This is a genomic window from Janibacter terrae NBRC 107853 (assembly GCF_001591405.1).
In the GTDB taxonomy this organism is placed as follows: Bacteria; Actinomycetota; Actinomycetes; order Actinomycetales; family Dermatophilaceae; genus Janibacter; species Janibacter terrae.
Genome location: NZ_BCUV01000006.1, coordinates 122,571 through 145,821, shown reverse-complemented (window position 1 = coordinate 145,821; position 23,251 = coordinate 122,571). Strand labels below are relative to the sequence as shown.

Genomic DNA, 23,251 nt, shown 5'->3' with positions numbered 1-23,251 from the left:
CAGGACACCCCCTTCGCCCGAATGTGGTCTGACCTCACACACCTCGCTCGGGCTCCGACGGCTTGACTTCCCTCACCGGTCGGACGTCAACGGTTCTCGTTGCAGCAAAGGCGCGAGCGTCCGCCGGAGGTGGAGGTCTTCCCATGTCGACGAAGCGTTGGAGTCTTGCCCTCGCGGGCGCAGCCCTGAGCCTGTCCGTTGCCGCGTGCGGCACCCCCGGTCAGGCGGGAGGTGGCGGGGCGGAGGGTGACGGAGGCGCGGACGGGCCCCACAAGGTGGGCCTCGTCTACAGCAAGTCCGGGCCGCTCGCCCCCTACGGCGCGCAGTACAAGGCCGCCTTCGAGGTGGGCCTGGACTACGCCACCGACGGGACCGGCGAGGTCGGCGGGCAGAAGATCGAGATCACCGAGAAGGACGACGCGGGTGACCCGGCCAAGGCCGTCTCCGCCGTCACCGACCTCATCGGCCAGGACAACGAGATCATCGCCGGCTCGACCGCCTCGGGCGTCGCCCTGCAGGTCGCGCCGCTCGCCCAGGACAACAAGACCCTCTTCATCTCCGGGCCCGCCGCGGCCGACGCGGTCACCGGGGCCAACGACTACACCTTCCGCTCGGGCCGGCAGACCTACCAGGACGTCGCGACGGCCGGCACGATGCTCGGCGACGTCAAGGGCAAGCGGGTCACCGTCCTCGCCCAGGACAGCGCCTTCGGCACCGCCAACATCGACGCCGTCAAGAGCGTGCTCGGGACGAAGGGGGCGAAGGTCACCGCGATCGAGGCGCCGGCCGGCGCGAAGGACTTCACGCCCTACGCGACGAAGATCAAGAGCCAGAAGCCGGACCTGCTCTTCGTCGCCTGGGCCGGTGACAACGCGACCTCGATGTGGGGCACGCTCTCGCAGCAGGGTGTCTTCGACACGACGAAGGTCGTGACGGGCCTCGACATCAAGGCGACCCACGCGCTCTTCGGCGAGGCCGGGACCAAGATCGACTTCCTCTCGCACTTCTTCGCCGGCGCGGCGGACAACGAGGCGTACACCGCGCTCGAGGAGGGCCTGAAGGAGGACGGCGAGGAGGTCGACCTCTTCAGCACCGACGGCTTCGTGGCCGCGCAGATGGTCGTCCGGGCGCTCGAGGAGGGCGACGGTGACGTCGACAAGATGGTCTCCTCGCTCGAGGGCTGGAAGTTCGAGGGACCCAAGGGGCAGATGGAGATCCGTCCCGAGGACCACGCGATGCTGCAGCCGATGTTCACCGTCTCGCTGAAGAAGGAGGGCAAGCAGTTCGTGCCCGAGCTCGGCGAGACCATCGACGCAGCCGACGTGGCCCCGCCCGTCGCGACGAAGAAGTGATCGCCGCCACCGACGTCGGGTGGCGGGTCGGAGGGGCACGGATCCTCGAGGGCATCACCCTCGGCGTCGGGGCCGGTGAGCTGCTCGGCATCATCGGCCCCAACGGCGCCGGGAAGTCCTCGCTCGTCAACATCCTCTCCGGCGTCACCCGACCCACCGAAGGACGGGTCACGCTCGGGGAGCAGGACGTCACCCGGCTCAGCTCCACCCGCCGCGCGCGGCGCGGGCTGGCCCGGTCCTTCCAGACTTCGGCGCTCTTCGACGGGCTGAGCGCTCACGAGAACGTGCGCCTGGCGATCCAGGCGTCGGGCGCCGCGCCGTTCTCCCCCTTCCGGCCCGCGGGCTCGGTGGGCGGGGAGCGGATCGCGGAGCTGCTGACCCTGGTGCGGATGCCGGGCAAGGAGACGGTCCTGGCCCGCGACCTGTCGCACGGAGACCGGCGCAAGCTCGAGCTCGCGATGGCCCTCGCCTCCGAGCCGAGCGTCCTGCTGCTCGACGAACCGATGGCGGGGGTCTCGGCCGAGGACGTCGACGGGCTCACCGAGATCATCGGTGAGGTCAGGGACAGCGGGGTCGCCGTCGCCATGGTCGAGCACCACATGCACGTCGTGCTCGGCCTGGCCGACCGGGTCGCCGTCCTGCACCACGGACAGCTCCTCGCCGTCGGCAGCCCCACGGAGGTCACCTCCGACGACCGCGTGCAAGAGGCCTACCTGGGAGAAGCGCTGTGACCGACACCGACACGACGGGACCGAGAGCGGTCCTCGCCGTCGACGACCTGCACGTCCGCTACGGCGGCTCGCACATCCTCCAGGGCGTCTCCTTCGAGGTGCCGTCGACCGGCGTCACCGCCCTGCTCGGGCGCAACGGCGTGGGCAAGACGACGACGCTCAAGGCGATCCTCGGGCTCGCCCCGCGCACGGGTCGGATCGCCCTGCAGGGGACCGAGATCCAAGGACGGGCCACGACCCGGATCGTGCGCGACGGCATCGGCTACGTGCCCGAGGACCGCGAGGTCTTCGGCGGGCTGACCGTCGAGGAGAACCTGCGCCTCGTCGAGCCCGCTCTCGGCACCGACGCGCCCATCGTCCAACGGCTCTTCCCCGACCTGGTGGCGCGTCGCGCGCAGCGCGCCGGCACGCTCTCGGGGGGACAGCAGCAGATGGTCTCGCTCGCGCGGGTCCTGCTGCGGGACAACCGGTTGCTGCTCATCGACGAGCCGACCAAGGGCCTGGCGCCCAAGCTCGTCACCGAGGTCGCCGACGTCCTGGCGGAGGTCGGGCGGCAGACGCCGATCCTCCTCGTCGAGCAGAACCTGCCGCTCGTGCGGCGGATCGCGGACACGGTCGTCGTCCTCGACGCCGGGGTGGTCGTCCACACGGGGTCGGCGGCCGAGCTCGTCGCCGACCAGGAGCTGACGCGCGAGCTGCTCGGCGTCTCGATGCGACGGGAGGGTGTGGCATGAGCGAGTTCACCCTGATCCTCGCGACCGGTCTCGGGCTGGGCGCGCTGTACTTCCTGGCGGCCAGTGGCCTGAGCCTGATCTACGGCCTCATGGGCGTGCTCAACTTCGCCCACAGCGCCTTCATGATGGCCGGCTCGTACGCTGGCTGGGAGACGATGCAGCGGCTGCCTGAGAGCATGTCGACCTCGCTGCGCCTCGGCGTCGCGGTCCTCGTCGCGCTCGTCGTCGGCGCCCTCATCGGCGTCGTCGTCGAGGTCTGCCTCATCCGGCCGCTCTACAAGCACCACATCCAGCAGGTGCTCGTCACCGTCGGTCTCTCCCTCGCGGCGGTCGCCGCTGCGCAGGCGGTCTGGGGCGCGGACCCCAAGGCGATCGACAAGCCCGGCTGGATGGCCGCCACGACCGACCTCGGCGGGGCACGCCTGCCCAACGACCGGCTGCTCTTCGTCGTCATCGCCATCGCCGTCTTCGTCGGGCTGCTCGCGCTGCTGAAGTACACGCGGCTCGGCCTGATCATCCGGGCCGGTGTCGAGAACCGCACGATGGTCGAGGCGCTCGGCATCAACGTGCGCACGACCTTCACCATCGTCTTCGCGATGGGTGGGGCGGCCGCCGCACTGGCGGGCATCCTGTACTCGCAGTACGCGGGCTCGGTCTCGCCCGCCCAGGGCGGGTCGCTGCTCATCTACGCCTTCATCGTCGTCGTCATCGGCGGCATGGGCTCGCTCGTCGGGACCGCGGTCGCCGCCGTCGCCGTGGGCCTGGTGCAGCAGCTCGCGAACTACTACGCCGTGAGCGGCGTCGGCGACCTCTCGGTCGTGCTGCTCCTCGCCCTCGTCCTGCTCCTCCGTCCCGCATCGCTGAAGGGTGGTCACGGATGAGCTCCCGGTCCCTGGTCAAGGCCCTGCCGGGTCTGGTCCTCCTCCTGGTCCTCCTCGTCCTGCCCTACGTCAGCGCGACCATCCCCGGAGTCCTGCCGGGGCGGGTCAACGGACCGGGCTCGCTGCAGCTGCTCTCCGTCTGCTTCGTCATCGCGGGCATCGCCCTGAGCTACGACGTGATCTTCGGGCGCACGGGGCTGCTGAGCTTCGGTCACGCGCTCTTCGTCGCGGCGGGCAGCTACCTGCTGACCATCTCGCTGTCGTCGTGGTCGCTCCCGCTGCCGCTCGCGATCCTCGTCGCGCTCGGTGTCACGACGCTGCTGGCGCTCGTCGTCGGGGGCATCGCGCTGCGGGTCGGTGGCATCGCCTTCGCGATGGTCACGCTGGCCTTCGCCCAGGCGGCGTCGATCATCGTGCTGCGCAACCCTGGCGATGTCACGGGTGGCGAGGAGGGGCTGGCACTCAACCGCGAGGCGATCCCCGCGATGCTCGTCGGGGTGCAGAACGCGCCCTACCGCTACTGGCTCGCCCTCGGGTTCGTCGTCCTCGCCTGGGTCCTCGTGGCGCTGCTCGTGCGCTCACGGGCCGGGCACGCGATGGCCGCGGTCCGGGAGAACGAGGCCCGCGCGGCCGTCCTCGGTTACGAGGTCTACCGCGTCAAGCTGCTCGCGATCGTCGTCGGGGCCTTCATCGGCGGCCTCGGGGGAGTGGTCCACGCGATCGTCCTCGGCGGCTCGAGCCCGCACGTCACGACGACCGAGTTCACCCTCTCGCTGCTGCTCATGGTCGTGCTCGGCGGCGCGGGCAAGATGTGGGGTGCGGTCGTGGGAGGGTTCCTCTACCACTACGCCGACGCCCGACTCGTCGAGCTCAGCGGGTCCACGATCCTCGGTAGGCTGCCCGACCTCGTCCAGCGACTGCTGGGGGAGCCGCTCTTCATCCTCGGCATCCTCTTCGTCGCGATCGTGTACTTCGCGCCGCAGGGCATCACGGGCCTGGGAGCGCGGCTGCTCCGGCGGGAGCGGGCATGAGCACCGCGGCGAGCTTCGTCATCGAGCTGCCGGTCGGCAGCCTCGCGATCCACGACCTCACCGTCGGGACCGCCCGGCCCGGGGCGCCCGTCGTCCTGCTCGTCCACGGCATCACGGCCAACGGCCTGTCGTGGCGACGGGTGGCCGACGAGCTGCACCACCGTCACGGGGCGGGGGCCGTGCGGGTCCTCGCCCCGGACCTGAGGGGGCGGGCGGCGAGCCGCGAGGCGCCGGGGCCGTACGGGCTGGCGACCCACGCCGCCGACCTACGCACGGTCATCGGTGTCTTCGGTGCCCATCCGGTGCTCGTAGGGCACTCCATGGGCGGCTTCGTCGCGGCGCTCGCCGCCGCCGCGGACCCCGACCTGTACCGCTCGCTCGTCCTCGTCGACGGCGGTCTGGCCTTCCCGCCGCCACCGGACCTGGACATCGACGCGGCGCTGACGGCCGTCATCGGTCCAGCGATGGCGAGGCTGTCGATGCGCTTCGCCGACGAGGCGGCGCACCTGGGGTTCTGGCGCCAGCACCCGGCCCTCGGCGCGCTGCTGGCCGGCGGCCCGGTCGCCGACGCCGTCCGGCGCTACCTCGACCACGACCTCGTCCCCGCTCCCGACGCACCGGGGCAGTGGATGAGCTCGTGCCTCCTCGAGGCCGTCCGCGCCGACGGTGCCGACGTCCTCACCGACGAGGCCGCGCACTCGGCCGCCGCCCGCGCGGTCGCGGCGGGCCTGCCCGTCGAGCTCGTCTGGGCGCACCGCGGCCTGTTCGACGAGCCACAGGGGCTCTACGACGAAGGGAGGATCGACGCCCTTCGGCTGCCACCGGAGATCGCGGTGCACGGTGTCGACGCCAACCACTACGACGTCATCCTCCGTGGTGACGGTCTGGCGGCCGTCGTCGACGCGATCGACCGGGGCCTGGCCTGAGCGCACCCCCCCGCTCTGCACGACAAACCTCGCCTTCGCAAGAGTTTCAAACTCTTGCGAAGGCGAGGTTTATCGGGTCACCCGAGAATCTTGGGGCGCGCGGGACGACGCTCAGGCAGCGAGCAGACGGCGCAGGCGCAGGGCGAGCTGGATCTCCAGGGCGCGGTCGGGGTGCTGCCAGTCGTCGCCGAGCAGCGCCGCGATGCGCGAGAGGCGCTGGGCCACGGTGTTGACGTGGACGTGCAGCTCGGTGGCCGCGTGCCGCGGGCTGGAGCCCGCCGCGAAGTAGGCCGCCAGGGTCCCGACGAGGTCGCTGCCGCGCTCGCGGTCGTAGTCGAGCGCGGGTCCGAGGACCGAGTCCACGTAGTCCTGCACGTCCGGGTCCGACCCGACGATGAGCCCTGCGAAGCCGAGCTCACGGGCCGCCGCACCCGTGCCGGCGCGCCCCAGCGCGCTGAGCGCCGCGACGGTGCGGGCGCCGTCGTCGTGGGCAGCGGGCAGGTCGTCGACGTCCCGGACCGGGCCGCAGCCACCGACCGTGATCCGCGGACCGCGCGTCACCCGCTCGGCGAGCGAGCCGGCCAGGCGGTCCGGGTCGTCACCCGGCACGAGGGCGACGATCGAGTCCTCGTGGGTCCCGACGAGGCTGCCCTCGCCGAGCAGGGTGCTCACGGTGAGGGCGAGCGCGCGCTGCTGGGTCGGGTCACCCCCACGGACGACGAGCAGGCAGTAGGGCTGTCGGTGGTCCAGACCCGCTGAGCGGAGGTACCCGGTGCGGTCGTCGTGGCTGCCCCGTGCCGTGAGGAGGTCGGCGACGACGCGGTTGCGCGCGCTCTGCCGGGCGTCGTCGGCCTGGCGCTCGAAGAGGAGGACGAGCGCGGTGACGACGGCCGCACGCTCGACCGTGCGCTGGTCGCTGTCCTCCAGCGTGCCCTGGCCGCCCACGACGAGCGTGCCGAGCTGCTCGCGCGACGCCGTGACGCCGATGGCGTGGACCCCGGCGTGCTCCGCGAGCCGGGCCGGTTCGCTCCGCGCGCGGTCGACCGCCGCGTTGGCGAGCAGCTCGTCCTCGTCGTCGGCGGTGGGCGCCGGGCCGAAGACGCTGCGGCGCTCCCCGCTGTCGGAGTAGAGCACCGCCCAGCCGCCGAGCAGCTCGACGAGCGCGCGGGTGACGTCCTCGACGCCACCCCCTTCGAGCACCACGGAGGCGAAGCGGTCGTGCGCCGCGGCGGCCCGCTGGACGCCGTGGGACTGGTGACGCATCGTCTCGTGGGCCGCGGAGAGGGCAGCGAGCGCCTCCCGGGCGTCGGCGAGCGCACGGGTCTGCACGATGGCGACCGCCGCGAGCGCGGCGAGGTTGCCGAGGAGCCCGACCTCGTCGTGGGAGAAGGGTCGTGGCGTCCGGTTGGCGGCGAAGAGCACCCCGACGAAGTTGGACTCGACGATGAGCGGCGTGCCGCAGATGGCGATGATGCCCTCGTCGCCCACGCCGTGGTCGATGGTCGACGTGTGGCTGAACCGCAGGTCCGAGGGGTAGTCCGCGGTCCAGTACGGCTTGCGGGTGGAGGCGACGAGCCCGCCGAGCCCGTCGCCGAGGGAGAGCCGCAACGACTGGAAGTCCGCCGACACGGAGCCGTCGGTCACGCGCATGAAGGTGTCGCCGGCCTCCGGGTCGTACAGCGTGAGGTAGGCCAGGTCCGTGCCGAGCAGGGTCCTGGCCCGGCGGACGATCGCCTCGAGGACCAGAGCCGGGTCGATCTCCGAGGCCAGCTCCCGGGCGATGTCGAGCAGAGCGCTCTGCGCGGCCTCCCGCCGCCGGTGGGTCTCGCGCGCACTGCCGATGCGCAGCGCGAGGTCCCGGGCCTGCTCGGGGGCCGGACTGTCGGCGAGCAGGGACAGCGGGGCGTCGGCGGCCAGGAGCTCGAGCAGGCGGATCACCTGCTCCAGGGGCGCGTCCTCGCTCGACATGGGGTGCATCCTAGGCACCGGGCTCAGTGCGCGGTCCAGCCGCCGTCGACCGGGAGCGAGGACCCGGTGATGCTCGTCGCGGCGGGGGTGCACAGGAAGAGGGCCATCGCCGCGACCTCGTCGACCTCGACGAGCCGCTTGATCGCCACGGGCGCGAGCATGATCTGCTCGAGGACCTCGTCCTCGGGGATGCCGTGGGTGCTGGCCTGGTCCGCGATCTGCTTCTCCACGAGCGGGGTGCGCACGTAGGCCGGGTTGAGGCAGTTGCTCGTCACCCCGTGCGGCGCGCCCTCCAGCGCGACCACCTTGCTCAGCCCCTCGAGGCCGTGCTTGGCGGAGACGTAGGCGGACTTGAAGGCGCTGGCGCGCAGGCCGTGCACGCTCGAGACGTTGATGATGCGTCCCCAGCCCTGCGCGTACATGTGCGGCAGGTTGTCGCGGATCAGCCGGAAGGGTGACTGGAGCATCAACCGGTGGATGAGATCGAAGCGCTCCACCGGGAACTCGTGCACGGGGCTGACGTGCTGGATGCCGGCGTTGTTGACGAGGACGTCGACCTCGCCCGGCAGGTCCGCCAGCGCGTCGAGGTCGGCCAGGTCGGCGGCGCGCGTGTCCACGACCAGGCCCGGGAGGCCCTCGACGAGGTGCGTGAGACCCCCTTCGTCCAGGTCGACGGCGGTGACCCGCGCGCCGGCGGCGGCGAACCCGGCCACGCAGGCGGCGCCGATGCCGCTCGCGGCGCCGGTGACCAGGACGTGACGGCCGGACAGGTCGGGGACCAGGGAGGTGTGGGGGGAGCTCATGACGAGCAAGGTACGAGCCGTCCGGTCGGTGGCATGTGGGGCCGGACCACGTGATCTGGGTGAAAGGGTGTGCCGACACACCGAAGGTCCGCCCCGGACGTGGTGCCACGATCGGGGACGCCACACTGGCGTCGGCAGGGCCGACGTCGTCCCTGAATGACGAAAGTAGGAAGACCGATGTCCCTAGGACTCGTCGGCATCGTCCTGTCGCTCGGCCTGCTCATGTACCTGGCCTACCGCGGCATCAACGTGCTGATCCTCGCCCCGATCCTCGCCCTGCTGGCGACGCTGCTGGCCGGCGGGCCGCTGCTCGCGACGTACACGCAGGTCTTCATGCCGGCCCTGGGCAAGTACGCCATCACGTACTTCCCGCTCTTCCTCCTCGGAGCGATCTTCGGCAAGGTCATGGATGTCAGCGGCTCCGCCAAGGCGATCGCCGACTTCATCGTCGACCGGATCGGCGCCTCGCGCGCGATCCTCGCCATCACCCTGGCCTGCGGCATCCTCACCTACGGCGGCGTCTCGCTCTTCGTCGTCGCCTTCGCGGTCTTCCCGATCGCCGCAGCGCTGTTCAAGGAGTCCGGCATCCCCAAGCGGCTCATCCCCGCGACGATCGCCCTGGGGTCCTTCACCTTCACGATGACCGCCCTGCCGGGCACGCCCGCGATCCAGAACGCGATCCCGTCGCCGTACTTCTCGACGAACGCCTTCGCGGCCCCCGGCCTGGGTCTCGTCGCCGGCCTGATCATGTTCGGCGGCGGTGTCGCGTGGCTGAACCACCGCTCCCGCAAGCTCGTCGCGGCGGGCGAGGTCTACGAGCCCCCGGTGATGCCGGGCGGCGGCGGCTTCCTCGGCCTCGGTGGCAGGAAGCGCGACGACGACGCCCCGCTCGACGGCGGTGACGGCAGCGCCGGCGCCACCGTCGCGGTCAAGGAGAAGGCCCCGGCACTCGAGGTCAGCGAGACCGACGAGGACCTCATGGACCGTCCCGAGGTCCCGTGGGCCATCGCCTTCCTCCCGATCTTCGTCGTCATCGCGCTCAACTACGCGCTCGTCAACTGGATCTTCCCCGCGATGGACTTCGAGTACCTCAAGCAGGAGGCCTACGGGTCGGTCGGCATCGACGACGTCGCCGGCATCTGGGGCATCATCGTCGCGCTCGTCGCGTCCATCGTCATCGCGCTGGGCGCCAACTGGACCCGGATCGCCGACGTCAAGGGTGCGGTCAACGAGGGCACGATGGGTTCGCTGCTCCCGATCTTCAACACCGCGTCCGAGGTCGGCTACGGAGCCGTCATCAGCTCGCTGGCCGCCTTCGCCACGATCAAGGACGCCGTCCTGGGCATCTCGGGCAACCCGCTCGTCTCGCTGGCCCTCTCGGTCAACGTCCTCGCCGGCATCACCGGGTCCGCGTCCGGCGGCATGAGCATCGCCCTCGAGGCCCTCGGCGACCAGTTCAAGACGATGGCCATCGAGCAGGGGATCAGCCTCGAGCTCGTCCACCGCGTCACCGCGATCTCCTCGGGTGGCTTCGACGCCCTGCCGCACAACGGCGCGGTCATCACGCTGCTCGCGATCTGCGGCCTGAGCCACCGGCAGTCCTACAAGGACATCGCGGTCGTCGCGATCGCCGTCCCTGTCCTCGCGCTGGTCGTCGTGATCCTGCTCGGCACGATCTTCGGCAGCTTCTGACCGACCTGAGGACGACGGGCGCCGCCCTGAGGAGCCTGCGCAGCAAGCGTCTCGAAGGGCGCCGCCCTGAGGAGCTTGCTCAGCAAGCGTCTCGAAGGGGGAGGCCCCACCGGTGATCCGGTGGGGCCTCCCCCTTCGTCGTGCGCGGGAACGTCAGCCGATGTCGCGGAAGGGCTGCACGCTGGCCCCGAGCGCGTTGAGGCGCTCGGCCAGGTCCTCGTAGCCGCGGTTGATGACGTAGACGTTGCGCAGGTAGGACGTGCCCGGCGCGGCGAGCATCGCGAGCAGCACGACGACGCCGGGACGCAGCGCCGGCGGGCAGGTGACCTCGTTCGCGCGCCACCGGTTGGGGCCCTCGACGAGCACGCGGTGCGGGTCCATGAGGGTGACCTTGCCGCCGATCTTGTTGAGCTCGGTGAGGTAGATCGCCCGGTTGTCGTACACCCAGTCGTGGATCGTCGTCGTGCCCTCGGCGCAGGCGGCGATGAGGGCGAAGAAGGGCAGGTTGTCGATGTTCAGACCGGGGAAGGGCATCGGGTGGATCTTGTCGATCGGCGCCTTGAGCGGCCCGGGGTGGGTGGTGATGTCGACGAGGCGGGTGCGGCCGTTGTCGGCGAGGTACTCCTGCGAGAGGGAGTACTTCATGCCCATGCCGGCGAGGGTCGCCAGCTCGATCTCGAGGAACTCGATGGGGGAGCGGCGGATCGTGATCTCGGACTTGGTGACGACCGCGGCGGCGATCAGGCTCATGGCCTCGATCGGGTCCTCGCTCGGTGCGTACTCGACGTCGACGTCGATCTCGGTGAGCCCGATGACCTCCAGGGTCGTGGTGCCGATGCCCTTGACCTGGACACCGAGCTTCTCGAGGAAGAAGCACAGGTCCTGGACCATGTAGTTGGGCGAGGCGTTGCGGATCGTCGTGCGACCCGGGTGACGGGCGGCAGCCATGAGCGCGTTCTCCGTGACGGTGTCGCCGCGCTCGGTGAGGATGATCGTCGTGTCGGTGGCGTCCTGGTCGGTGACCTTCGCCTCGTACCAGCCCTGCGTGGCGGTCACGTCGAGGCCGAAGTGGGTCAGCGAGGTCATGTGCGGCTCGACGGTGCGGGTGCCGAGGTCGCAGCCGCCGGCGTAGGGCAGCCGGAAGCTGTCGAACTCGTGCAGCAGCGGGCCGAGGAACATGATCACCGTGCGGGTGCGCCGTGCGGCCTCCTCGTCCATGGCGTCGAGGTTGATCCGCGCCGGAGGGGTGATCTCGAGGTCGGAGCTGTCGGGGAGCCAGCGGGTCTTGACCCCGATGGAGTCGAGGACCTCGAGGATCCGGTTGACCTCCTCGATGCGGGCCAGGTTGCGCAGGGTCGTCGTGCCCTTGTTGAGCAGCGACGCGCAGAGCAGGGCGACGGCGGCGTTCTTGCTCGTCTTGACGTCGATCGCTCCGGAGAGGCGACGTCCCCCCTCGATCTTCAGGTGGACCGCGCCACTGGTCGGGGTGCGGGTCAGGGCGACGAGCTCGGTGTCGAGCGTCTCGCTGATCCGGGCGAGGTTGTCGAGCGTCAGGTTCTGACCGCCCGCCTCGATGCGGGCGACCGCGCTCTGGCTGGTCTCCAGCTTCACCGCGAGGTCCGCTTGGGAGAGGCCGGCGCGGTGACGCGCCTCCTTGATGGTGGTGCCGATACGGGCCAGGTAGTCATCAGACATGCGCTCAACCGTAACCCATATATGAGATAGAAGCAGATCCTGGAATCCCGTGCGTGTCGTGACGAAGGGGGAGGTCCCGCCCAGCGGCGGGACCCCCCTTCGAGACGCTTGCTGAGCCCGCGCCTCAGGCCGGGACGCTGGCAGCGCCGCGGGGCAGGAAACGCTGGCCGGTGACCTGCTCCGAGACGCCCTCACGGTCGAGGAGCGGGGTGAGGCCGCCGTTCCAGAACTGGAACCCGGCGCCGGTGATCATCGCCAGGTCGATGTCCATCGGGGCCTGGGCGACACCGTCGTCGAGCATCGTGCGGACCTCTTCGGCGAGGACGCCGAGGACGCGCTCGCGCACCTGCTGGGAGGTCAGCTCGACCGGGGAGGCGGGGGCCGTGAGCAGCTCCGCCACGCCGTCGTCGTCGTAGCCACGCTTGCCCGCCTCGACGATCGCCCTGAGGTTCGGCGAGACGTAGAACCGCTCGCCGAGCTCGCGGTGGAGCGTCTGGCTGTTGTGCAGCGCGATCGCCGGCCCGACGAGGCCGACGAGGACCTGCGGGGGCATCGGGGCCAGGCCCGCGATGCCTTCGTTCGCGACCTCGACGGGGGTGCCCTCGTCGACGATCCGGCTGAACTCGCCCATGAACCGGCCGAGCAGGCGGTTGGCGATGAAGGACGGCGAGTCCTTGACGAGGATGCACGTCTTCTTCAGGCCCTTGCCGGTGGCGAAGGCCGTCGCGAGCGCCGCGTCGTCCGTCCGCTCGCCCGGGATGATCTCGAGCAGCGGCATGACCGCGACCGGGTTGAAGAAGTGGAAGCCGACGACCCGCTCCGGGTGCCGCAGCCGCGACGCCATCTCGGTGATGGACAGCGACGAGGTGTTGGACGCGAGCACGCACTCGGGCGTGACGATCTGCTCGACCTCGGCCCAGACCTGCTGCTTGACGCCCATCTCCTCGAAGACGGCCTCGATGACGAAGTCCGCGTCGGCGAACCCGTCCTTGCTCGTGGAGCCGGTGATGAGCGCCTTGAGCTGGTTGGCCTTGTCCTGCGTGATCCTGCCCTTGGTCAGGGACGTGTCGATCTCGGCGTGGACGTACGCGACGCCCTTGTCGACACGCGCCTGGTCGAGGTCGGTCATGACGACCGGCACCTTGAGCGAGCGGATGAAGAGCAGCGCCAGCTGGCTGGCCATCAGGCCGGCGCCCACGATGCCGACCTTGCCGACGGGACGGGCGAGGGCCTTGTCCGGGGCGCCGGCAGGACGCTTGGCGCGCTTCTGCACGAGGTCGAAGGAGTACAGGCCGGCGCGCAGCTCGTCGCCCATGAGGAGGTCGGCCAGGGCCTCGTCCTCGGCGGCGAAGGCGGCGTCGCGTCCGGCCGTGCGGGCGGCGGTGACGAGCTCGATGGCACGGTAGGGCGAAGGGGACTTCCCCGCGGTCTTCGCGTCGGCGAGCTGGGTGGCGGCCGCGGCAGCGGCCTCCCACACGGCGGCGTCGTCGCTGACCGGCTCGCGCTCGACCGTCGTCTCCCCGGAGAGGACCCCGGCCGTCCAGATGATCGACTGCTCGAGGAAGTCGGCGCCGTCGAGGAGGACGTCGGCCAGGCCGAGAGAGGCGGCCGCCGGGCCGCTCAGCATCCGGTTGGTGCTCAGCGGGTTCTCGATGATGACCCGCAGCGCCTTCTCCGGTCCGACGAGGCGGGGGAGGAGGTAGCAGCCGCCCCAGCCCGGCACGAGCCCGAGGAAGACCTCCGGCAGGGCGATCGCGGGCACGGCCCTGCTCATGGTGCGGTAGTCGCAGGCGAGCGACAGCTCGACGCCGCCACCCATCGCGGCCCCGTTGACGAAGGCGAAGGTCGGCACCGGCAGGTCCATGACGGCCGCATAGGCGGCGTGGCCGGCGCGGGCGATCTCGAGGGCCTGCTCGCGGGTGGCGACACCCGGGACGCCGGAGAGGTCGGCACCGACGGCGAAGACGAAGGGCTTGCCGGTGACGGCGACCGCGACGATCTCGCCCGCCTCCGCACGCTGCTGCAGGGTCTCGACGACGGCTGACAGGCCGGCCAGGCCCTCGGGACCGAAGGTGTTGGGCCTGGTGTGGTCGTGGCCGTTGTCCAGGGTGATCAGGGCCAGCGTGCCGCCGTCGGCGGGGAGCTGGACGTCCTGGACGAGGGCCCGGGTGACGACCTCGGGGGTGGTGGGGCTCATGCTCGGTCCTCCTTGCCGTAGTCGGCGTGGTGCGGGTTCTCCCAGATGACGGCGCCGCCCATGCCGATGCCGATGCACATGGCGGTCATGCCGTAGCGGACGCTCGGGTCCTCCGTGAACTGCCGGGCGAGCTGGGTCATCAGGCGCACGCCGGAGGAGGCGAGCGGGTGACCGGTCGCGATCGCGCCGCCGTAGCGGTTGACCTTGTCGGAGTCGTCGTCGATGCCGAAGTGCTCGAGGAAGGCGAGCACCTGCACGGCGAAGGCCTCGTTGAGCTCGAAGAGGCCGATGTCGTCGATGCCCAGGCCGGCCTTGGCCAGGGCCTTCTCCGCGGCGGGGACGGGGCCGTACCCCATGACCTCCGGCTCGACGCCGACGAAGGCGAACTCGACGAGGCGCATGCCGATCGGCAGACCCAGCTCGTGGGCCGCGTCCTCCGCGGCGAGGAGGCACGCGGTCGCGCCGTCGTTGAGCCCGGCGGCGTTGCCCGCGGTCACGTTGCCGTGGGGGCGGAAGGGGGTCTTGAGACCGGCGAGCGACTCGAGCGTCGTCTGGGGGCGCGGGGGCTCGTCCGTCGTGGCCAGGCCCCAGCCCTTGTCTGCGTTGCGGGTCGCGGTCGGCACGAGGTCGGGCTGGATCCTGCCGTCCTCGTAGGCCCGGGCGAGCTTGCGCTGGCTGTTGACGGCGAACTTGTCCGAGCGCTCCTTGGTGAGGCTCGGGTAGCGGTCGTGCAGGTTCTCGGCCGTCTTGCCCATGACGAGGGCGGACGGGTCGACGAGCTTCTCGGCGACGACACGCGGGTTGGGGTCGACGCCCTCGCCCATGGGGTGACGGCCCATGTGCTCGACGCCCCCGGCCACGGCGATGTCGATGGACCCGAAGGAGATCGCGCCAGCGACATTGGTCACCGCGGTCATCGCGCCCGCGCACATGCGGTCGATCGAGTAACCGGGGGTCGTGGTGGGCAGGCCCGACAGCAGCGCGGCCATGCGACCGAGGGTGAGGCCCTGGTCCCCGATCTGGGTGGTCGCGGCGATCGCGACCTCCTCCACGCGCTCGGGCGGCAGCTGCGGGTGGCGCCGCATGAGCTCTCGGATGCAGTTGATGACGAGGTCGTCGGCGCGGGTCTGGGCGTACATGCCCTTGTCCCCGGCCTTGCCGAACGGTGTGCGGACGCCGTCGACGAAGACGACCTCACGAGAAGTGCGGGGCACGGTTGGCCTCTCTGTCGTGGTGCAGGTGGCCTCAGGCTACTAAGCGCTTGCTTATCTGCCATCAGCTCGTGCAGTGACGCGTCCCACAGGCGGGCAGACAGCCACGTCCTGGAGGGAGCGGCCGGGCAGACACGTCCTCCTGAGGCAGCAACCGGGCAGACACGTTCCCTGAGGAGGTTGCGCAGCAACCGTCTCGAAGGGACGGTCGCACCAGACGCGCAGGTCAGGCGTCGGGGTGGGCGGCGAAGGCGTCGGCGATCATCGGCGCGACGATCTCGCGCTGCCAGGGGCGCACGCCGAGGTCGGCGAGCGCGGAGGCGAAGGCCTCGGGACTGCGCTCGGCAGGCGGCGACCAGATGACCCGGCGGAGCGGGTCGGGCGAGCAGACGTTCTCGATCGGGATCGTGTGCTCCTCGGCGAAGGCGCCGAGGCTCTCGCGCGTCGTCGTCAGCCGCTCGGCCGCGATCGGGTCACGGTTGGCCCACGAGCGTTGCGGTGGGGGGCCGTCCGACTTCAGCGAGGGTGCGGGCAGCTCGTCGTCGCCGAGGTTGCGGGCGCGCTGGACCGCGTCGAGCCAGGCGCGCTGGCTGCGCTGGATCGCGCGGTGGCCCCGTGGCAGGTCGCTCGCGGACTGCGGGTTGGCCAGCGCGATGTCGACGAGGGAGGTGTCGGGGATGACGCGGCCGGGAGAGGTGTCGCGGTCCCGGGCGATGCGGTCACGCTCGTACCAGAGCTCGCGCACGGTCGCGAGGACCCGGGGCTGACGGATCTTGTGCAGACCCGAGGTGCGGCGCCACGGGTCCTCCTTGACGGCCGGCCGCCAGGCGAGCAGCGCCTCGAACTCCTGGCGAGCCCACTCACTCTTGCCCTGCGCGGCCAGGTCGATCCCCATGAGGTTGCGCAGCTCGGTGAGGACCTCGACGTCGAGGGCGGCGTAGCGCAGCCACGGCTCGGGCAGCGGACGCGTCGACCAGTCGACGGCCGAGTGCTCCTTGGCCAGGCTGATCCCGAGGTAGTGCTCGATGACGGCGGACAGGCCCACCCGGGGCAGCCCGAGGAGCCGGGCGCCGAGCTCGGTGTCGAAGATCTGGCGGGGCGACAGGCCGAGGTCCTGCAGGCAGGGCAGGTCCTGGGTGGCCGCGTGCAGGATCCACTCGCCGGTGCCGATGGCCCGGTCGAGGGGGTCGAGGTCGGGCAGCGTCACCGGGTCGATGAGCCAGGTGCCGGCGCCGTCACGGCGCACCTGGACGAGGTAGGCGCTCTGGCCGTAGCGGTAGCCGGAGGCGCGCTCGGCGTCGAGGGCCACCGGGCCGGTGCCCGAGGCGATCGCCGCTGCGCAGTCGTCGAGCTCGGACTCGGAGGTGATGACCGGCGGCACCCCGTCGGCGGGGGCGGTGAGGACGGGGAGCGGGGCCTCCTCGGCGGAGCTCCCGTCCGGTGCGGGCGGCTGGCTCAACGACGCCGCCCCGGGAGGGCCACCACTCCGGGCGGCAGGGGCGGCAGGCCCCCGACGGTGGCGAGCATGTCGATCCAGGCGAGCAGGTGGGTGCCGACGGAGGCGTCGGCGGGACTCCACGACGCACGGATCTCCATCTCGACGCCGACCTCCCGGTCCTCCAGGTCGCCGAAGGACTCCGACACGACGTGCGTGACGGTGCCCGCGAGGTTGGCGTCGCCGACCCCGTGCGCCTCGAGCGCGTCGGTGAGCCAGGACCAGCCGACGGCACCGAGCATCGGGTCACCGGCGACCTCGGCCTCGAGCTCGGCCCGGGCGAAGGTCACGACCCGCCACGGACCGCCCCAGGGCTCGGGCTCCGCCGGGTCGTGCAGCAGGACGAAGCGTCCGGTCGCGAGGTCCTCGCCGTCCTCGGAGTCGACGATGTCGGCGGTCATCGCGACGGCGTCGGGGGCGAGCCGGGTCGGCGCGGGCACCTCGGTGAGGCGGACCTCGGGGCGCAGGCGGGTCTCGTGCAGGCTCCGCAGTGCGCGGGCGAAGTCCGGCGACGGTGCGTCGGAGATCTCTCGGGTGGCCACCTCGTGAGACTAGGTCGCGCGGGGCCGTTCGCGCGGGAGGGCACGCCGAGGGGCGGCGACGAAGGGGGAGACCCCCCTTCGTCCTGCGGTCACCGTGGGAGGATGCGAGCGTGACCACCACTGCCTCGCCCTCCGACAGCCCCCTCGTCCGCGCGGCGCGTGGCGAGTCCGTGCCCCACACGCCGGTGTGGTTCATGCGCCAGGCCGGGCGGTCGCTGCCCGAGTACCGGGAGATCCGTCGCGGGACGGACATGCTTCAGGCCTGCCGCACCCCCGACCTCGTCACCGAGATCACCCTGCAGCCGGTCCGCCGGCACCGTGTCGACGCGGCGATCTTCTTCTCCGACATCGTCGTGCCGCTCGAGGCCACGGGCATCGCCATCGACATCGAGCCGGGGGTCGGGCCGGTACTCGACCAGCCCTTCGAGTCCCGCGCCGACCTCGACCGCATCCCCGAGCTGACGCCGGAGATGATCCCGGACATCACCGAGTCCGTCCGGCGGATCGTCCTCGAGCTCGGTCCGACGCCGCTCATCGGTTTCGCCGGGGCGCCCTTCACCCTCGCCTCGTACCTGATCGAGGGCGGGCCGAGCAAGAACCACGAGCTGACCAAGTCGCTCATGCACGGGGACCCGCAGCTGTGGAACGACCTGTGCGAGCGCCTGACCCAGATCTCGACCGCCTTCCTCCAGGTGCAGGTCGAGGCCGGCGCCAGCGCGATCCAGCTCTTCGACAGCTGGGCCGGGTTCTTGTCCAAGGCCGACTACCGCAGGTACGTCCTACCGCACAGCCGCGCCACGCTCGCCGCCCTCGCCGACTCGGGTGTGCCGCGCATCCACTTCGGCGTGGGGACCGGTGAGCTGCTCCCCGACATGGCCGGCGCCGGGACCGAGGTCATCGGTGTCGACTACCGCGTCAACCTCGCCGAGGCCATCGAGCGGGTCGGCAGCACCCACCCGGTCCAGGGCAACCTCGACCCGGCGCTGCTCTTCGCCCCCTGGGAGGTCGTCGAGCGCGAGGTGCGGCGCATCCTGCAGGAGGGCCGCGCCGCACCCGGTCACATCTTCAACCTCGGCCACGGGGTCCTGCCCGACACCGACCCGGTGGTCCTCACCCGCGTCGTCGAGCTCGTGCACGACGTCAGCGCGCGGTAGTCCCCGTCAGTCCCGGCCGGCGGGCGCGGCGACGCAGCCACCACACGAGCGGGCCGCCGAGCACCAGGCCGGTCACGGCGAAGGGGGTCACCGCGCCCAGCACGGTCGCGCCCACCTCGAGCGCCGAGGTGAAGGCCCGCCAGCCGTCCTGCAGGCCGGCGCCGAAGCCGGTCTCGTCCTCGGCCGGTCCGTCCGCAGGAGGCGGCTCGGTCGACAGGCTCACCGTCACGGGGGCCGTCGTCGTCCGCCGCTCCAGGGCCGTGCGCTGGCTGACCATCGACTCGAGGTCCGCCTCGCGCGTGGACAGCTCGTCCTCGAGCGTGACGATCTGGCTCAGGTCCTCGGTGGAGGCGATGAGCTTGCGCAGGCGCTCGACCGACCGCGTGAGGGTCCGCACCCGCGAGGACGTGTCCGTGTACTGCGAGCTGAGGTCCTCGGCCGTGCTCGTGCGCTGCGTGACGTGGCCGACGTCGGCGAGCGTCGTCATCGTCGCGTCCAGCTCGGCGACGGGCACGGTGACGGTGATCTCGGCCCAGGCGCGGCCCCCTTCGTCGGTCGCGGCCCGCGAGTCCTCGGACGAGACGTAGCCCTCGACCTCGCTCGCCGCCGAACGCACCTTGGCGCTGGCCTGCTCGACGTCCTCGACGGTGATCGACATGCGGGCCGTCCGCGCGACGTGGGCGTTGCTCGGGGCCTTGTAGCTGCCGGCGTTCCTGACGTCCTTCGCGGCCTCGCCCGACCCGGCTGCGGAGTCCGACGCCGCGCTCGCCCCACTCTCCGGCCCGACGGCGTCGCCGCCCTCGGAGCCGCCGGCGCTGCAGCCGGCGAGGGCGATCCCGCCCGCCGCCACGAGTGCCGCCCAGGTCCTCGTCTGCGTGGTCCTCATCGTGCTGCCCCCTGCTGCTGGCGCGGTCGGGCGGTCCCGACCGTCTCGTGCCTCAGACGCGACGAGGGCACCGATCGGTTCCATCTGCGCGGGTGGGAGACTCGGGGCATGGGTTCGCGTGTCGTCGTCGTCGGTGGGGGCCTCGCCGGGCTGGCCACGGCCCACCACCTCCTGTGGGCGCGACCCGACCTCGAGCTCACCCTCCTCGACGGGGGCGACCGCCCCGGCGGCAAGGTCCGTCGGGCGGAGGTCGGGGGAGTGCTCGTCGACGTCGGTGCCGAGTCGGTCGTGGCCTCGAGCGCCGCCGCGCGCGCCCTCTTCGCCGACCTCGGTCTCGCCGACCGGGTCGTGCACCCCGAGCCCGTCCCCGCCGCCATCTGGTCGCGTGGCGCGCGGCACGCCGTGCCCGGCCGCAGCTTCCTCGGCGTCCCCGGCCCGGAGACGGATCTCGCCGGCCTGCTCGACGAAGGGGAGGTCGCCCGCGCCGCGCGACCGGCTCCCTTCGTCCTCGACGCCGACGACGTGAGCGTCGCCGCGTCCGTGGGCGCCGTGTACGGCCGGGCGGTCGTCGACCGGGTCGTCGAGCCGCTCCTCGGGGGCGTCTACGCCGGCCGGGTCGACCGGCTCTCCCTGCGCGCGACCATGCCGGTGCTGTGGGCCGCGATGAGTGAGGGGCTGGCGATGCCCGAGGCCGTCGCGTCGCTGCTCCCACCCGCCGACGCACCCCCGCGCCCGCGCGTGATGGGACTCGTCGGGGGCATCGGCACGCTCGCGGACGCCCTGGCACGCAGCGTCACCGACGCCGGTGGGCGGATCGACAGCGGTGCCCTCGTGCGCCGCATCCGCCGCACGAGCACCGGCTGGCAGGTCGTCGCCGGCGCGACCAAGGCCCCCGTGGTCCATGACGCCGACGCCGTCGTCCTCGCCGTGCCGGCCGCCCCGACGGCCCGCCTGCTCACCGACCACGCCCCGGCAGCCGCCGCTGCGCTCGCAGGGATCGAGTACGCGTCGATGGCGGTCATGACCTTCGCGCTGCCGCGCGCCGGCGCCCCCGACCTGCCGGGGAGCGGGTTCCTCGTGCCGGCCGTCGACGGGCGCACCATCAAGGCCAGCACCTTCGCCGCGACCAAGTGGGCATGGGTCGGCGAGGCGAGCGAGGACGTCCTCCTCCTGCGCGCCTCAGCCGGCCGGGCCGGCGACGTCGCCGCGCTGCAGCGCGACGACGACGAGCTGACCGCGATCGCCCTGACCGAGATCGGCGCGGCCGTCGGCGCACCCCTGCCCGAGCCCGTCGACGTCCACGTGCAGCGCTGGGGCGGCGGGCTGCCGCAGTACGACCTCGGGCACACTGACCGGGTCGCCGCAGTGCGCGCCGCCGTCGCCGCCCTGCCCGGGCTCGAGGTCGCCGGTGCCGCCTACGACGGCGTCGGCATCGGCGCCGTCCTCGCCGGCGCAGCCGCGACCGCCACCACGGTCCTCGACGCACTGCCCCCTTCGTCCACCACCCGACAGGAGTCCGCATGACCACCCGGCCCGCACCCGAGAAGCCCACCCGCGAGCAGCTCGAGGCGATCAACAGCAGCATCCACTACGCGATGTTCTCCGCCTTCGCGCTCACCACCCCGCTCGGCGACACCGACCGGGATGCGCTCGTGCAGGAGGTCGAGGCCCTCTTCGCCGAGGTGACCGACGGCGGCGTGCGCATCCGCGGCGTCTACGACGTGGGTGGCCTGCGCGCCGACGCCGACCTGCTGGTCTGGTGGCACGCCGACGAGATCGAGCTGCTCCAGGACGCGTACAAGCGGCTGCTGCGCACCGAGCTCGGCGCCCACCTCGAGCCGGTGTGGTCCAACGCGGCCGTGCACCGCCAGGCCGAGTTCAACCGCAGCCACGTCCCGGCCTTCATGGCCGGCGAGGAGCCGCGCGACTACGTGTGCGTCTACCCCTTCGTGCGCTCCTACGACTGGTACGTCCTCGACGACAAGGACCGCCGCTTCATGCTCGCCGAGCACGGCGCGATGGCCAAGGACTTCCCGGACGTGCGTGCCAACACCATCCCCGCCTTCGCCCTCGGCGACTACGAGTGGATCCTTGCCTTCGAGGCCGACGAGCTGCACCGCATCGTCGACCTGATGCGCGAGCTGCGCGCCTCCAAGGCCCGCCTGCACGTGCGCGAGGAGATCCCCTTCTTCACCGGCCCGCGGGTGAGCGTCTCGGCGCTGGTGGGTGGCTTGCGCTGAGGGGGGCGCCCCACCTGCCCCAGGATTCTCGGGTCACCCGATAAACCTCGCCTTCGCAAGAGTTTGAAACTCTTGCGAAGGCGAGGTTTCTCTTGCTGAGGCACAGCTGCGTCGCTCGATCCACATCCGGGCACTGCGAGCGGCGACTGTCCCCAGCCCGAAGACCGGCCGGTCAGGTCCTGGTCGGCGACATCAGGGTGAGCCCATGATCGACGTCACCGAGACCCCCTTCGCGCAGCTGCTGACACTGCCCGACGGCATCTTCACGCGGCAGGAGGCGCTGGGCGTCGGCCTGCGCGACGAGGTGCTGATCGCGGGCGTGCGCCGCGGAGTCATCCGTCGCCTCTGTCGTGGCGCGTACACCTCACCCGGGGCACGGACGAAGGGGGAGGAACGTCGCCTGCTCGCCCGGGCGGCCCTGCGAATGTACCCAGACGCGGTCCTCGTCGGTGTCACCGCGGCGGCCGCCCACGGGATCCCGCTCTTCGAGGTGCCCGTCGTGCCTGCCGACCTGGCACGCCCGATCCAGCGGGAGGCGAGTACCCGACACATCCGGCTACGCCCCCTGCGTGACACACCCCTGGACACGCCCTGGGGACCGGCTACCGACACGGCGACGGCGCTCATCCAGATCTGTCTGGACCACGGGGTCCTGCCGGGGGTGGCCTCGATCGACGCAGCCCTGAACGCGCAGAGGGTCGACGTGCAGCAGCTGCAGACGGCGTTCGAGCGGGTGTCCGGGTGGCCGCACGCCGGACGGGCCCGGTGCGCGTTGGCGTGGTCCGACGGTGACGCGGAGTCGCTGGGGGAGAGCGTGACGCGGGCGATCCTCCTCGGGGCCGGCTTCCGGGTGGTCTCCCAGCTGCCCATCGCCGATCGCGACGGGGTGGTGTTCGCCCGCGTCGACCTGGGCATCGAGGACACTCCCGTGCTCCTCGAGTTCGACGGCAAGGTCAAGTACAGCGACGGCGGGCCGGACGCCCTCTTCAGGGAGAAGAAGCGTGAGGACCGCATCCGCGCCCGTGGCTACATCGTCATCCGCGTGGTCTGGGCCGATCTGTTCCACCCGGAACGGATCATCCGTGCCGTCATGGAAGCGCTCGCCCGGGTCGCGTGAGCGCTGGGCAAGAGAAACCTCGCCTTCGCAAGAGTTAGAAACCCTTGCGAAGGCGAGGTTTATCGGGTGACCCGAGAATCCTGAGGCGGGTGAGGCGTTCGCTCAGCCCTGAGCGGGCCGCAGCGTCATCGAGATCGAGTTGATGCAGTAGCGCTGGTCGGTGGGGGTGTCGTACCCCTCTCCCTCGAAGACGTGACCCATGTGGCTGCCGCAACTGGCGCAGCGGACCTCGATGCGGGGGCGGCCGGGCAGGGAGTCGTCCTGGATGTACTCCACCCGGTCCCCGGCGAGGGGGGAGTAGAAGGAGGGCCAGCCGCAGTGGCTCTCGAACTTGGTGTCGGAGGCGAAGAGCTCGCTGCCGCAGGCACGGCAGGCGTAGACGCCCTCCGTCTGGGTGTCGGTGTACTCACCGGTGAAGGGCCGCTCGGTCCCCGCTGCGCGCAGCACGGAGAACTCGTCGGGGCTGAGCTCGGCCCGCCACTGCTCGTCGGTCTTGGTGACCGCGTAGTCGCGGTCGGTGGGCTCCATCATGCGAAGGCTCCTTCTGGCTGGGTGCGTCCATCATGCAACGACGTGGCCCCCGCAGAACTTCCGGG

The 23,251-nt window shown here is 71.7% G+C and carries 20 protein-coding genes; 11 read left to right on the top strand and 9 right to left on the bottom strand.

All coding sequences use genetic code 11. The features are described 5' to 3' along the window. The first annotated feature begins 143 nt into the window (after nt 1-143). From JT1_RS05985 to JT1_RS05960, 6 genes are read left to right on the top strand one after another with little or no spacing between them, the layout of a single operon-like run. On the top strand, nt 144-1,352 hold the full coding sequence (locus tag JT1_RS05985; protein ID WP_068324638.1) for a substrate-binding domain-containing protein: 1,209 nt from the start codon (nt 144-146) through the stop codon (nt 1,350-1,352). Then, complete coding sequence (locus tag JT1_RS05980; RefSeq protein ID WP_068324634.1) at nt 1,349-2,083, top strand: ABC transporter ATP-binding protein; 735 nt, start codon at nt 1,349-1,351, stop codon at nt 2,081-2,083. The genes JT1_RS05985 and JT1_RS05980 overlap by 4 nt, the downstream gene beginning before the upstream one ends. Next, nucleotides 2,080-2,817, top strand: a complete 738-nt coding sequence (locus JT1_RS05975; RefSeq protein WP_068324631.1) for an ABC transporter ATP-binding protein — start codon at nt 2,080-2,082, stop codon at nt 2,815-2,817. The genes JT1_RS05980 and JT1_RS05975 overlap by 4 nt, the downstream gene beginning before the upstream one ends. Continuing rightward, nucleotides 2,814-3,698 (top strand): branched-chain amino acid ABC transporter permease, encoded by an 885-nt coding sequence (locus JT1_RS05970; RefSeq protein ID WP_068324628.1) that lies wholly within the window; start codon nt 2,814-2,816, stop codon nt 3,696-3,698. The genes JT1_RS05975 and JT1_RS05970 overlap by 4 nt, the downstream gene beginning before the upstream one ends. After that, nucleotides 3,695-4,729 (top strand): branched-chain amino acid ABC transporter permease, encoded by a 1,035-nt coding sequence (locus JT1_RS05965; RefSeq protein WP_068324625.1) that lies wholly within the window; start codon nt 3,695-3,697, stop codon nt 4,727-4,729. Before JT1_RS05970 ends, JT1_RS05965 begins: the two co-directional genes overlap by 4 nt. Continuing rightward, nucleotides 4,726-5,655, top strand: coding sequence for an alpha/beta fold hydrolase (locus JT1_RS05960; protein WP_068324621.1), 930 nt, complete (start codon nt 4,726-4,728; stop codon nt 5,653-5,655). The genes JT1_RS05965 and JT1_RS05960 overlap by 4 nt, the downstream gene beginning before the upstream one ends. A gap of 111 nt (nt 5,656-5,766) precedes the next feature. Here the strand turns inward: JT1_RS05960 and JT1_RS05955 are convergent, their stop codons facing one another. Together JT1_RS05955 and JT1_RS05950 are read right to left on the bottom strand one after the other, a co-directional pair. Beyond that, nucleotides 5,767-7,623 carry a helix-turn-helix domain-containing protein gene (locus JT1_RS05955; RefSeq protein ID WP_255218270.1) on the bottom strand — a complete coding sequence of 619 codons (1,857 nt, stop codon included), beginning with the start codon at nt 7,621-7,623 and terminating at the stop codon, nt 5,767-5,769. Nucleotides 7,624-7,646: 23 nt separating this feature from the next. Continuing rightward, entirely contained in the window at nt 7,647-8,426 is a 780-nt protein-coding gene (locus JT1_RS05950) for a 3-hydroxybutyrate dehydrogenase (protein ID WP_068324615.1), read from the bottom strand. A 177-nt stretch (nt 8,427-8,603) separates the two neighbouring features. Between JT1_RS05950 and JT1_RS05945 the strand changes: the two genes are divergently transcribed. Continuing rightward, entirely contained in the window at nt 8,604-10,118 is a 1,515-nt protein-coding gene (locus JT1_RS05945; protein WP_068324612.1) for a GntP family permease, read from the top strand. A 153-nt stretch (nt 10,119-10,271) separates the two neighbouring features. On the opposite strand, the gene JT1_RS05940 is transcribed toward JT1_RS05945, so the two are convergent. The 5 genes from JT1_RS05940 to JT1_RS18655 all read right to left on the bottom strand — a co-directional run bounded on the left by JT1_RS05940 (nt 10,272) and on the right by JT1_RS18655 (nt 17,258). Continuing rightward, nucleotides 10,272-11,813 (bottom strand): UDP-N-acetylglucosamine 1-carboxyvinyltransferase, encoded by a 1,542-nt coding sequence (locus JT1_RS05940; RefSeq protein WP_068324609.1) that lies wholly within the window; start codon nt 11,811-11,813, stop codon nt 10,272-10,274. A 124-nt stretch (nt 11,814-11,937) separates the two neighbouring features. Beyond that, nucleotides 11,938-14,010, bottom strand: coding sequence for a 3-hydroxyacyl-CoA dehydrogenase NAD-binding domain-containing protein (locus JT1_RS05935; protein WP_068324606.1), 2,073 nt, complete (start codon nt 14,008-14,010; stop codon nt 11,938-11,940). Continuing rightward, nucleotides 14,007-15,224, bottom strand: coding sequence for a thiolase family protein (locus JT1_RS05930; RefSeq protein ID WP_068324603.1), 1,218 nt, complete (start codon nt 15,222-15,224; stop codon nt 14,007-14,009). The genes JT1_RS05935 and JT1_RS05930 overlap by 4 nt, the downstream gene beginning before the upstream one ends. A 223-nt stretch (nt 15,225-15,447) precedes the next feature. After that, on the bottom strand, nt 15,448-16,680 hold the full coding sequence (locus tag JT1_RS05925) for an HRDC domain-containing protein (RefSeq protein WP_068324600.1): 1,233 nt from the start codon (nt 16,678-16,680) through the stop codon (nt 15,448-15,450). Continuing rightward, nucleotides 16,677-17,258: a DUF3000 domain-containing protein gene (locus tag JT1_RS18655; protein ID WP_068325413.1), complete on the bottom strand. Its 582-nt coding sequence runs from the start codon at nt 17,256-17,258 to the stop codon at nt 16,677-16,679. The genes JT1_RS05925 and JT1_RS18655 overlap by 4 nt, the downstream gene beginning before the upstream one ends. Nucleotides 17,259-17,368: 110 nt before the next feature. Here JT1_RS18655 and hemE point away from each other — a divergent pair, with 110 nt between their 5' ends. Further along, nucleotides 17,369-18,412 (top strand): uroporphyrinogen decarboxylase, encoded by a 1,044-nt coding sequence (hemE, locus tag JT1_RS05915; RefSeq protein WP_169701877.1) that lies wholly within the window; start codon nt 17,369-17,371, stop codon nt 18,410-18,412. On the opposite strand, the gene JT1_RS05910 is transcribed toward hemE, so the two are convergent. Beyond that, complete coding sequence (locus JT1_RS05910; RefSeq protein ID WP_169701876.1) at nt 18,399-19,298, bottom strand: DUF4349 domain-containing protein; 900 nt, start codon at nt 19,296-19,298, stop codon at nt 18,399-18,401. The genes hemE and JT1_RS05910 overlap by 14 nt on opposite strands. Before the next feature lie 108 nt (nt 19,299-19,406). Here JT1_RS05910 and hemG point away from each other — a divergent pair, with 108 nt between their 5' ends. From hemG to JT1_RS05895, 3 genes are all read left to right on the top strand, one after another. Further along, nucleotides 19,407-20,822, top strand: coding sequence for a protoporphyrinogen oxidase (gene hemG, locus JT1_RS05905; protein ID WP_068324594.1), 1,416 nt, complete (start codon nt 19,407-19,409; stop codon nt 20,820-20,822). Further along, nucleotides 20,819-21,538 carry a hydrogen peroxide-dependent heme synthase gene (gene hemQ / locus JT1_RS05900; protein ID WP_068324591.1) on the top strand — a complete coding sequence of 240 codons (720 nt, stop codon included), beginning with the start codon at nt 20,819-20,821 and terminating at the stop codon, nt 21,536-21,538. Before hemG ends, hemQ begins: the two co-directional genes overlap by 4 nt. A 205-nt stretch (nt 21,539-21,743) precedes the next feature. Further along, complete coding sequence (locus JT1_RS05895) at nt 21,744-22,655, top strand: hypothetical protein (protein WP_068324588.1); 912 nt, start codon at nt 21,744-21,746, stop codon at nt 22,653-22,655. Nucleotides 22,656-22,757: 102 nt separating this feature from the next. Here JT1_RS05895 and msrB read toward each other — a convergent pair whose 3' ends face one another. Further along, nucleotides 22,758-23,183, bottom strand: coding sequence for a peptide-methionine (R)-S-oxide reductase MsrB (gene msrB / locus JT1_RS05890; RefSeq protein ID WP_068325408.1), 426 nt, complete (start codon nt 23,181-23,183; stop codon nt 22,758-22,760). Nucleotides 23,184-23,251 lie beyond the last annotated feature (68 nt).

Excerpts from the sequence above, each read along its gene's own strand:
- JT1_RS05985 (WP_068324638.1), top strand. The coding sequence starts at position 144 with ATGTCGACGAAGCGTTGGAGTCTTGCCCTCGCGGGCGCAGCCCTGAGC.
- JT1_RS05970 (WP_068324628.1), top strand. The coding sequence starts at position 2,814 with ATGAGCGAGTTCACCCTGATCCTCGCGACCGGTCTCGGGCTGGGCGCG.
- JT1_RS05965 (WP_068324625.1), top strand. The coding sequence starts at position 3,695 with ATGAGCTCCCGGTCCCTGGTCAAGGCCCTGCCGGGTCTGGTCCTCCTC.
- JT1_RS05960 (WP_068324621.1), top strand. The coding sequence starts at position 4,726 with ATGAGCACCGCGGCGAGCTTCGTCATCGAGCTGCCGGTCGGCAGCCTC.
- JT1_RS05955 (WP_255218270.1), bottom strand. The coding sequence starts at position 7,623 with ATGTCGAGCGAGGACGCGCCCCTGGAGCAGGTGATCCGCCTGCTCGAG.
- JT1_RS05950 (WP_068324615.1), bottom strand. The coding sequence starts at position 8,426 with ATGAGCTCCCCCCACACCTCCCTGGTCCCCGACCTGTCCGGCCGTCAC.
- JT1_RS05945 (WP_068324612.1), top strand. The coding sequence starts at position 8,604 with ATGTCCCTAGGACTCGTCGGCATCGTCCTGTCGCTCGGCCTGCTCATG.
- JT1_RS05940 (WP_068324609.1), bottom strand. The coding sequence starts at position 11,813 with ATGTCTGATGACTACCTGGCCCGTATCGGCACCACCATCAAGGAGGCG.
- JT1_RS05935 (WP_068324606.1), bottom strand. The coding sequence starts at position 14,010 with ATGAGCCCCACCACCCCCGAGGTCGTCACCCGGGCCCTCGTCCAGGAC.
- JT1_RS05910 (WP_169701876.1), bottom strand. The coding sequence starts at position 19,298 with ATGAGGACCACGCAGACGAGGACCTGGGCGGCACTCGTGGCGGCGGGC.
- hemG (WP_068324594.1), top strand. The coding sequence starts at position 19,407 with ATGGGTTCGCGTGTCGTCGTCGTCGGTGGGGGCCTCGCCGGGCTGGCC.
- hemQ (WP_068324591.1), top strand. The coding sequence starts at position 20,819 with ATGACCACCCGGCCCGCACCCGAGAAGCCCACCCGCGAGCAGCTCGAG.
- JT1_RS05895 (WP_068324588.1), top strand. The coding sequence starts at position 21,744 with ATGATCGACGTCACCGAGACCCCCTTCGCGCAGCTGCTGACACTGCCC.
- msrB (WP_068325408.1), bottom strand. The coding sequence starts at position 23,183 with ATGGAGCCCACCGACCGCGACTACGCGGTCACCAAGACCGACGAGCAG.